This is a genomic window from Rhodopirellula sp. MGV (assembly GCF_002251265.1).
In the GTDB taxonomy this organism is placed as follows: Bacteria; Planctomycetota; Planctomycetia; order Pirellulales; family Pirellulaceae; genus Stieleria; species Stieleria baltica_A.
Map to the genome: position 1 here is coordinate 18,115 of NZ_NPDI01000071.1, position 10,823 is coordinate 28,937.

General features: G+C 57.0%; 6 protein-coding genes and 2 pseudogenes. 4 read left to right on the forward strand and 4 right to left on the reverse strand.

Going from position 1 to position 10,823, the window contains the following annotated elements; all coding sequences use genetic code 11:
- Positions 1-21 precede the first annotated feature (21 nt).
- From CGZ80_RS24445 to rpiB, 3 genes and pseudogenes are all read right to left on the reverse strand, one after another.
- Entirely contained in the window at positions 22-987 is a 966-nt protein-coding gene (locus CGZ80_RS24445; protein WP_094418307.1) for a hypothetical protein, read from the reverse strand.
- Between the two features lie 172 nt (positions 988-1,159).
- A pseudogene (locus CGZ80_RS24450) lies at positions 1,160-2,386 on the reverse strand (chorismate synthase); the annotation flags it as partial.
- 19 nt (positions 2,387-2,405) lie between these two features.
- Positions 2,406-2,921, reverse strand: coding sequence for a ribose 5-phosphate isomerase B (gene rpiB, locus CGZ80_RS24455; RefSeq protein ID WP_094418308.1), 516 nt, complete (start codon positions 2,919-2,921; stop codon positions 2,406-2,408).
- Positions 2,922-3,373: 452 nt separating this feature from the next.
- Here rpiB and CGZ80_RS24460 point away from each other — a divergent pair.
- A pseudogene (locus CGZ80_RS24460) lies at positions 3,374-7,101 on the forward strand (preprotein translocase subunit SecA).
- Positions 7,102-7,137: 36 nt separating this feature from the next.
- On the forward strand, positions 7,138-8,451 hold the full coding sequence (locus tag CGZ80_RS24465; RefSeq protein ID WP_094418309.1) for a 3-deoxy-D-manno-octulosonic acid transferase: 1,314 nt from the start codon (positions 7,138-7,140) through the stop codon (positions 8,449-8,451).
- Between the two features lie 30 nt (positions 8,452-8,481).
- On the opposite strand, the gene CGZ80_RS24470 is transcribed toward CGZ80_RS24465, so the two are convergent.
- Positions 8,482-9,777: a hypothetical protein gene (locus CGZ80_RS24470; RefSeq protein WP_094418310.1), complete on the reverse strand. Its 1,296-nt coding sequence runs from the start codon at positions 9,775-9,777 to the stop codon at positions 8,482-8,484.
- 261 nt (positions 9,778-10,038) lie between these two features.
- On the opposite strand from CGZ80_RS24470, the gene CGZ80_RS24475 reads away from it, so the two are divergent.
- The gene (locus CGZ80_RS24475) at positions 10,039-10,320 is read left to right on the forward strand and encodes a ferrous iron transport protein A (RefSeq protein ID WP_143544131.1); all 282 of its coding nucleotides are present in this window, start codon (positions 10,039-10,041) and stop codon (positions 10,318-10,320) included.
- Between the two features lie 27 nt (positions 10,321-10,347).
- Positions 10,348-10,823, forward strand: a 476-nt coding sequence (locus tag CGZ80_RS24480) for a FeoB small GTPase domain-containing protein (RefSeq protein WP_198953782.1), incomplete at its 3' end; no start/stop codon positions are given.

The window sequence follows — 10,823 nt, forward strand, 5'->3', positions numbered from 1 at the left end:
ACGCGTAAGCGAGTTTTAGTTCTAAGCGAGCGCCAATGCGGCGACGCCGAGTCCGGTGCCCAGCAAGAAACCGAACACGTCACAACCAATCACGACCCAAGTGGGCGACTCTGTCGTGCCGTAATAACTGCGTACCGGAAGTTTGTGCAGCCAGGCCCAGATTCCGATCGAGAAAACCATCCGTCCGACCAGTTTGCCGGCAGCCTGAGCTGTGTCGGCGTCTTCTTGGCTGAATGTTTGAATTGCTTCAAAGAGATAGCTGGAAACCGCCCATCCATAGCTGATCAGCATCACATACCAAGATGCCTTGACCGGGACAAAGCATGCCACCGTGGTCGCCAAAGAAAGAACAGCAAGGGCGCCGAAGATGACCATTGTGATGGCAAATAACACACCGTCAATTTCTACATCCTGACCTTGCCCTTGAGCCGATGCGCCGATCAAGCCCGCGAAGAGCAGGCAGAGTACAACAAAGCCAAATGCGGCAATTCCGTTGATCACTCCCAGGAACGTTAGGAATCCAGGCCGCGGGCCACGTGGGCCGTCCGACGAGCTGCCTTGACGTTTGATGGCACCGCCCGACATCGCTTCGTCGAGTAGTTTTGCCGCACTTGCTCCCGGGGCAGCCGCCGCGACTCCGCGCCCAGGGACTTGAACGCTTTTTACGCCGCTGAAATCAGATTCCGTCAATTCGTCCAAGAACGAAGGCGGTGGCGGTGCCTGCATCCCAGGCAGATGACTGTAGGGATTCGCGGGTGCGGCTTGTGTCGGTGCTGGCTGAGTTCGTGCGGCCTGGGCTGATGAGGCTTGTGGCCGGGCTGGTGATGCCGGAGCGGCTTTGGCTGCTGGTTGGCCTGTTGCCTGTGCGGCGGCCGGCGAGCCTCCGGGGACACGAAATTGTTTACCGCACTTGCATTTGACCACTTTTCCGGCTGCCGACTCGGGAACCTGAAGAACGGTGGCGCATCCCGGGCATTTAATCTTCATGAGTCAGGCGAAGTTGAAAAGGAGCTGGAGGGGGCAGTCGAAGCGGCGGTTGCGGGCATAGTTTAGCACGAGCCTCCCAGATTGCTCCCATTACTTTGTGATCGCGTTGATCACGCGGGGCAGATGGAATTGGGCTACCCAAAAATACTAGGCAGCCTTCGGCGAGCGACTGGGACCGTTGGCTCAGTGCGGCGTTCATCAGCTCGACCGCCATGCGAGATTCGAGCGTCACTCCTGCCCGGACACCCACGCACGGGTCGTGGCGTCCCTTCTCGAGTTCGAAGTCGATCTCGGTGAGATCTTTCGACACCGATTGCTGGGGCTTGTTGATTGTTGAGGTTGGTTTGAATCCGACTTCAAACACCAGTGGCATCCCGGTGGTCATTCCGCCGAGCAACCCGCCGTGGGTGTTCGAGGTGTATCCCGTTCGACGGATCGGGTCGTTGTTTTCACTGCCACGTCGAGCGACGACGGATTTGCCGGAGCCGACTTCGCAGGACTGGACGGCGTTGAGTCCACCCAGGGTGCCCATGATCCGAGCTTTCAGCGAGTTGTACAGCGGATCGCCGAGCAGCGACGGAACATTCAAGGCAATGACTTCTACGCTCGCGCCCAGTGAATCGCCGTCTTTGCGAGTTTCCTTGATCAGTTCGCCGGCCTGTGTGGCAAAGTCGGCATCGACCGAAGGGATCTCTGATTGATCGATCAGTTGCTGCAATTCAGCAATCGCACCGGCAGGGATCACCGTCGGGCCTTTTTCGTCACGAAACTGGTCGTATAGGGCCTGACATTTTTCAGCTAGCGAGACTTTTGCCCGGAGGTCGCCGACTTGGTTGATCGACGAAACCAGTACGGTTTGGAAATGCTGTTGCAGGAAAATTCGCGCGATACTGCCGCCGACTACGTCCGTGATCGTCGCCCGGTAACTGCTGCGTCCGCCGCCACGAATGTCGACGAAGCCTTGTGATTTGTGGTATTTCACCAAGTCGGTGTGGCCGGGGCGGACTTGGCCGCCGGGGCCGATGAACTGGGTGTAGTCGCCGGATTTCTTGCTAGTCGAAAGCACCAGGGCGGCGATCGGTTCGCCCGTCGAGTAACCGCATTCGTACGCTTCGGTTTCGAACACGCTATCTTCGACCGTGACCGAAATCTTGCTGGGGCCCAGCAGTGCATTGTGGTCGGGTTGGTACAGACCGCTCAGGAAAACGACTTTGTCTTTTTCGTTTCGTGGCGTGCCGTGCTTGTTCCCGCCCGGCCGGCGGCGGTCAAGATACTGCTGCACCGTTTGACGATCGATTTTCAGCCCGGGAGGGCATCCGAACACAATCGTGGTGACGCCTGGGCCGTGCGATTCGCCTGCACCGGCCACCGAAAAGAAGGGTCCGCCTAAGATTTCCAGCATTGTCTTCGGCTCCCGATCAGGACTTCAGGTCGAGTGCGTCGCGACCTTTGGCCTCGATTTCCAGGACCTTGTCCAGTCGTCGTTGGTGCCGCTCCGAGGGGGTGTACTTTGCACCCAGGAACGCGCGGACGATTTCCATGGCCAGTTCGCTGCCGATGATCCGACCGCCGATACAAAGAACGTTCATGTCGTCATGCTCGACGCCCTGGTGGGCCGAGTACGTATCGTGGCAGATCGCGGCGCGAATGCCGGGAATCTTGTTGGCCGCGACGCTGACGCCGACACCACTGCCGCAAACGACAATGCCGCGGTCGGCGTTGCCACTGAGGATTTCTCGCGAGACGGCGATCGCAAAATCGGGGTAATCGCAGCGAGCCGGTCCGTCCGTTCCACAGTCGATCACGTCACCGACGAGTTCTGCGAGCGATTCGGTCGCCAAGCTTTCCGCGAGGACTTGCTTGAGCGGAAAACCGGCGTGGTCCCCTCCGATAGCGACACGAAGCGGTTTTTCAGGTTTCGAAGGTGAGTTCATGGACGGGTGGTTATGAGCGAATGCGACGAATCGTGTGGAGCGCTGGGTGATCGGTGGAAGCGAATTGATAGCTGCCAACGGGAGTTCAGCCGACAGCAATCTCGGTCAGCGGCGGCAGTTTAGCTCAGATGTCCAAAATTCGTTAGCCGGTCGATGTGGGGTATTCACGCTGTGAACAATGAATTTTGCCAACTTTTGATCGGCGTTGACCCCTCCGACGAAACACCCTAACCTAAGTCACGCAAAGCGTTTAGCTTGACATGCCGCGTGTGTGGCCTACCCCTCGGCCCACCGAGAATGTTCTGAAGGCATGTTTTTGGCCCGAAATTGGCTGATCTGGACGTGGACGGGCTGCGCTGCCAATCTGTCCGCAGTTACGGCGAATGGGACAGCTTGGATGCTGCAAAGTTCGCCGTGCCAGCGATCGATCGAAACCAACCAACGATTCAACGATGTCGTTTTTTGAAACTCTTGTGGATATTACCGGAGCAGTCTTTGGCGGACTGCTGGGCTCGTTTGAACGAGGCGTGACGTCGGTCTTCGGTTCGGCAAATGCGCGGCAAGTCGCGGCATTGCGTGCGAAGGCGGACGAAATCACGGAACTCGAGCCGAAATATGCGGCGATGTCCGATGATGAACTCCGTGGTCAGACAAAGGTTTTCCGGAAACGAATCCGCGATGGCGAAACTCTGGACGACATCCTGGTCGAAGCGTTCGCCGTTTGCCGTGAAGGCGGCAAGCGATTCTTGGGAATGCGTCACTACGACGTCCAGCTGATCGGCGGGATGGTGCTGCATGAAGGCAAAATTGCCGAAATGGTCACCGGTGAAGGTAAAACGCTAGTCGCGACCTTGCCCGCGTACTTGAACGCGCTCGAAGGTAAAGGCGTCCACGTCATTACGGTCAACGATTACTTGGCCCGTCGTGACATGGAGTGGATGGCGCCGTTGTACATGAATCTTGGATTGACCGTGAACGCGATCCAATCGGGCATGTCGACCCACGAAAAACAAGCCGCTTATCGCTGCGACATCACCTACGGAACCAATAACGAATTCGGTTTCGATTACCTGCGCGACAACATGCGTCCCGCCGCACAAGGCGACGACCGCTTCCCCGCCGAAGCCCAGCAGTGCCAAGGCCCGCTGAACTACGCGATCATCGACGAAGTCGACAACATTTTGATCGACGAAGCGCGTACGCCGTTGATCATCAGCGGACCCAGCGAGATGGACCTCGGTCGCTATGCCGACGCCGATCGCGTCGCCCGCGAACTGCAACAAGACGTTCACTTCACCGTCGACGAAAAACAACGCAACGTCACGTTGACTGACGAAGGTGTCCGTGAAGCCGAAAAATTGGCCGGTGTGGAAAGCTTCTACACCGCCGGCAACATGGAATGGCCACACTTGATCGATAACGCTTTGAAGGCGCACTTCCTTTACAAGCTGGACGTCAATTACGTCGTCAAAGATCGTCAAATCGTGATCGTTGACGAATTCACCGGCCGTTTGATGGACGGACGCCAATGGAGCGACGGACTGCACCAAGCGGTCGAAGCAAAAGAGAACGTTCCGATCAAGCCGGAAACGCAAACCTTCGCCACCGCGTCGCTGCAGAACATCTTCAAGATGTACAAGAAGCTGTCCGGGATGACCGGTACCGCGATGACCGAAGCGAATGAGTTTTGGAAGATCTACAAGCTGGATGTTGTTGCAATCCCAACGAACCGCGGTTTGCAGCGGCTCGAATATCCAGACATGATCTACCTGACCGAAGAGTACAAATTCAAAGCCTTGGCCGAAGAGATCGAGCGGACGGTCAAGTGGGATGTCATCGTTACCAAAGACGGCACCGAATATTGGGGTGACATCAAAGAAGAAAACGACGAGCAAATCAAAATCGTCTTGAAAGGCGAAAAGGAACCGCAGTCCGTTCCACGCTCGAAAGTCGTTAGCATCGAGTACAAAGGTCGGCCTGTTTTGGTCGGTACCGTCAGTATCGAAAAAAGTGAAAAGCTGGGCCGTCTGCTGGAACGCCGTGGGATTGAACACGAGGTCCTAAACGCGAAGCAGCACCAACGCGAAGCTGACATTGTCGCCCAAGCGGGACGCAAGTTTGCCGTCACTATCGCGACCAACATGGCCGGCCGTGGTACCGACATCATCCTGGGCGGGAACCCCGAAAACAAAGCTTGGGCGCAGCTCCAGCACAAATACAGCACGCGACTGGATGTTCCCGACGACGAGTGGAACGGACTGGTCGAGTCGATCGATCAAGCCGAGGGGATGAGCGAGCAAGGCAAGCACATCCGTGAACTCGGTGGCTTGTGCGTGCTCGGCACCGAACGCCACGAATCACGCCGAATCGATCTCCAGCTTCGCGGACGTTGCGGTCGTCAAGGTGACCCCGGTTCCAGCCGATTCTTCCTCTCGCTCGAAGACGATCTGATGCGGATCTTCGCCGGCGAATGGGTCAAGAACATGATGGAACGCATCGGCATGCGTGAAGACGAGCCGCTCGAATCCAAGCTGGTGACCCGCCGGATCGCGGCCGCTCAAAAGAAGGTCGAAGAACGTAACTTCGAAATGCGTAAAAGTCTGCTGGACTATGACGAGGTCATGGACGAGCAACGGAAACGCGTCTATCGCTATCGCCAGAACTTGCTGGACGGACACAGCTCCCGTGACATGATCTTGGAACTGATCCGTTCGCAGATCGAAAAGCAAGTCGACACGTTCTTGGATCCCGATTACGGCGTCGAAATGTTCGCTTCCTTTGCCGGCAGCAAACTCGGTTGTACGCTCGAACCGAAAGATTTCCAGAACATGGAACTTTCGATGGCCAGCGCCTACGCCTGCGAACAAGCCGAACGCGCCTCCGAAGTCATCGTTGAAGAGGTCGTCGAAGAAAACCTGCCGCAGGGTATGGAAGACGAATGGAATCTCAAAGCGATGGCCAAATGGGCCAACACCACGCTGGAAACGAACTATCAGGATCACCAGCTAAAGAACATGGATCGAGATGACTTGATCCGTGAACTGATCGAAAAAGCCCACGCGCGAATCGAAGCCGTCGATCTGTCTGAAGGCGAACCGCTCTTGGGCGCCGACTACGGACTGCGAATGCTGTGTGGTTGGATGCGTTACCGCTTCGGGATCGAAACCACTCCGGAAGAATTCCGCGACATCGAAGATCGCCGCAGCGTGACCGAAGAACTCGTTTCGCGTGCCGAAGAAGCCTACGCCGAGAAAGAAACCGAGTACCCTGCCCTGGCTGGTATTTCGCAATTCACGGTCCCACAAGGCGCTCAGGTGGTGCTGAACCGCGAGGGACTCGTCGACTGGATTTTGCGTCGCTTCGAAAAGTCGATGGAAGTCGATGACGTTCCGTTGAACCGCGACGACTTGAAAACCCAACTGACCGCATACAGCCGAGAAATGGCGACGGCTGCCGAGCCGTTGTTGAACGAAGCCAACCAACGTGTCGCTGATCTGTTTGCCAACGTCGCTGATGAAAAAACAGCTTCGGTTGCCGCCAGTGGCACCACCAAACTCGACGACTTGGTCCATTGGATGAAGACCGAGCTTGGTGCGTCCGTCGATGTCGAAGACTCTCACGGATGAACCGCGACGAGTTGCAGTTGGCCGTCAGTGGTGCCGTTGATGATCGGTTCCACCCCGAAATGCGGCGCATGGAACGCCAGATCCTGTTGAACATCGTCGACGACGCGTGGAAAAACCACTTGCTGACGATGGATCACCTGCGCAGCAGCGTCGGGCTGAAAGGCTACGCCCAATTGGATCCAAAGGTCGAATACAAACGCGAAGGGATGCGTCTGTTCGATCAAATGTGGGACTCCGTTGGCGAGCAAGTCACCGGGTTGGTGTTCCGCATGGAATCATTCAATCAAGACTTCATCCGCAGCACCTGGGTCGATGCAAAGGCTCGTCATGACGAAGCCCGTTCGATTACCAGCGATGCGGCCGCCGCGACCGCAACCAAGGCTGCCGCGCAAGCTTCGTCACGCACCGCTGCTCAGGAAGCCGCCGAAGCGAGCAACCAGTCGACCGAGGAAAAGCCTGAGCCGATCCGCAACGTCGGTGTCAAAGTCGGTCGCAACGATCCCTGTCCCTGTGGCAGTGGCAAGAAGTACAAATCCTGCTGCATGAGAAAGTAAGCACGCTTTAAAATCGGAATTGGAAAGGATTCCAACATGTTCGCGAACTTCATCTACTTGATGGCGATGACGATCGCCTCGCCGTGGATCGTTTATCGGATGGTCCGCCACGGGCGCTATCGCCGCGGCGGACACGAGAAACTGTTCGGAATTTCCAAGTCGAAAGCGAAGCGAATCTGCGGCGGCCCGAACCGTTCGCCGGTTTGGATCCATGCAGTCAGCGTTGGCGAAATCAATTTGATCGGCAGCGTCGTGCGGCAACTCCGCGAACGGGACCCAGGAACACCGGTTGTCGTCAGCACCAGCACGGACACCGGATATGACCTCGCGGTACAGAAGTTCGGCGAAGATCACGTTTTCTTTTGTCCGCTCGATTTCACTTGGGCTGTCGGGCGCACGCTACGGCGGTTGAAGCCGAAGATGCTGGTCTTGGTCGAACTCGAGCTTTGGCCAAATCTGGTCAGCATGTCTCGGCAAGCTGGCGTGGAAGTGATGGTGATCAACGCCCGCTTGAGCGAGAAAAGTTCTAACGGCTATCAGCGTGTCAGGCCTTTGACACGACCAATCTTTTCAAGGCTCAGCCACGTTGCTTGCCAAGATGAACTGACCGCAGAACGGTTTGTCGCGTGTGGCGCTGATCCGCAGTGCGTCGAAGTCACCGGTTCGTTGAAGTTCGACAACGCACCCGATTCACGAGACAACGCCGAAGTCCAATCGCGTGTGAACTGGGCCAACATTGACCCCTGGCATCGGGTCTGGATCGTTGGCAGTACCCAAGAAGGCGAAGAAGCGATGGCACTTCGCATCTACGACCGCTTGGCAAAGAAAAATCGAAACCTGCGTTTGATCTTGGTGCCGCGGCATCGCGAGCGATTTGATTCGGTTGCCCAATTGGTACAGGAACACGGATTTAAAGTTCGACGGCGTTCGATCAAAGATGATCGTCGCGGCGATCAGTGGGATGCCGACACGGTGCTGCTCGTTGACTCCATCGGCGAGTTAAGGCACTGGTGGGGCGTCGGCCAGATCGCGACGGTAGGCGGCAGCTTCGGCAATCGTGGCGGGCAAAACATGCTCGAACCGGCCGGGTATGGCAACGCAGTTTGCTTTGGGCCGGACACGCGAAACTTTGACGAGATCGCCAACCGTCTGATCAATGCCGGCGGCGCGATGCGAGTCGCTGACGAACCCGCACTCGAAAAGTTCGTGGAGATCTGCGCAGCGAATGAGCCGATGGCCAACGAACTCGGTCGTTTGGCAAGGAAAGTCATCGCGCAGCATTGTGGCGCGACCGAGCGAACGATGACGTGTTTGCTTGGGCCAGAACGAACGCTTGCACGCGCCGCTTAATCGCCCGTGAAACGTTTGAGCGAATGACGTTCAAACGGACTTCAAAATGTCGGCAACGTCCAACAAGTAAACTTGCCGACCGCCGTCGTGAGGACTGTCGATCGCGATCTTCGTCCCGTCGTTGCTGCTGCGAGGATGCGTGTCACACCGCCATTCACCGCGATACGGTGATGGCGACGGAAAGTGACCGAGGTCAAATCGCTGGCCGCTGGGGACATGATACAGGTACACGGTTTGTCGGCTGGTCTCACGGTCCGGGTAGGTGTCGTTCAGGATCCAGTCTTGATACGGCGCGGGCAGATAAGTGTTGTGCCCATTGGAGGGCATCTTGTCTTGGCCAATCGGAGTCACCTTGTCGGTTTTGTCGACGAAGTCATAGAAGCCAGCCTTGCGGCCCGCAGGCTTGGTCCACATGGTGACCGCATCGTTGCCGTTCCAAATAAAGTGTGATGTGTATCCCGAAGGATCAATGACATAGCGATCGCTGCCATCGATGTTGGCCGTCAACATACGAGTGACAAAGCCGCCTTTGAATTGCAGCGTTGCCGGATCAAACTCGGGACGATAGCGGTGTAAAACGATGAACCGCTCACTGTCGGGACTGACCAAGAGGTGATTGAAGTAGTGCCACGCTTCGGCATGCTTGTCGCCATCGGGCCAAGCGATCGACGCGACGTCGGCAAGTGACAGGATCAGCGTCGATTCACCGGTTTCTAAATCGACACGCCAAATGCCGCTGTCGTCGGGAGCTCGCTTGTCGACATTCGGGTCAGCCAAGCCGTCATAACCATAGCCGGGGCGAAGATTGTCGATGCGGCGAAAGTCAGCGGACAAGCCGAACTTGCCATTCGGCGCGATGGTGTAGATCGGCTTGTCGATGGTGCGAATCTGCTTGGTGTCCAGCGAATAAATGCGACAGACAAACGAGTCATCTTGGCGATCATTCCAAAGGACACGTTTTCCATCTGTCCCGATCCACTGCAGCATGCATCCCTGCTGCCAACCCCATGCATTACTGGTTCCGATCGGAACCCACCTGTCATCGTCAGATGTATCGACATACCCGACACCAATGCGATCTTGGCCCGTGGGCGAACGTCCCTCGAAGTCGACTTCGTTGGCCAGGACGAACCGATTGGTGGGATCGAATTCTCGTTTGTCGTAATAGCCGAACCAATGCTGTTTCGGGCCACGTGTGATCGCACGACAAGGGACAAGCGTTTCCAGCGGTCCGGTACGGCTTTCGGCAAAGGCGGAACGTGTGCAAAGTCCGGCGGCTGTTGTTCCGGCGAGAATTCCGAATGAGCGGCGGGAAAGATTGGTCATCAATAGACACCAAGCGGGGAGTGGGAGGGGCGGGGTCCCTCACAAGATAAACGGTTTAGACAAGCCAAGGGGCGAGGGGAAACGCAGACGGTGTTGATTGGTGGGATGGACTGAGGCGATTTGCCGCTGGTTGTGGAGCGTGATTTGGGCGTCTGGAGCGTCGGTTTCCGCTCGACACTCTTGACATGGTCATTCGCAGCGGCGAAGCTATTGAGACTGATTCTCAATTTCTACGTCCGTGATTTGTGGGATCCCACTGCAATGGCGTCCGTTCAAACTTCGATCTCCGTTTTGGCTGGTGCGAGAAAAGGGTTTTACCAATGCGTCGATGTCGATGCGTCTGGTCAAAACGCGATTCGGCTCAAGCGTCTGGGGATTTGTGCGGGCCGCGTTTTGGAGCTCGTCGGGCAAGGTGACCCGATGGTGCTGCAACTCGGCAACTCACGAATCGGCCTGTCACGACAACTTGCGAACTTCGTTTCGATTGCGCCCGCCGAGGCATTGCTGCCAGGTCCGGTTGCCCAAGACGCGCTCTGTTCGTGATCCGCCACCGCCTCAAGAGCAGGTGCATTGAGTAGCCCTCCCCAGATATCGGTCGGATCGTCTAGCGATTCGGCCCTCCCGGTCGTTTCTCGTACCGATGCCTTCCCTGTCGTCCTGTTGGTCGGCAATCCCAACGTCGGCAAGACGTCGTTATTTAACGCGTTAGCGGGAATGCGGGCGAAGGTTGCCAATTACCCGGGGATCACGGTCGATTTGCGCAAGGCGTCACTGCACGTCTCGGCTGTCGATGCGGATTCGCGTTGCCAAGCGACACAAACGGTCGAACTGGTCGACTTGCCAGGTCTGTACAGCATGCAGACCGCCAGCCCTGAAGAAGACGTCGCCGCACGCAGTATCCGAGGCGAACTGACCGGGCGGTTGCATGAACCGCCGAACGCCGTGGTGGTGGTGGTCGACGCGACGAACCTGTCGCGAACGCTCGTCCTCGCCAGTGAAATCTTGGAACTCAAATTGACCGCGACGATCGTCGGCAGATTGAGTTC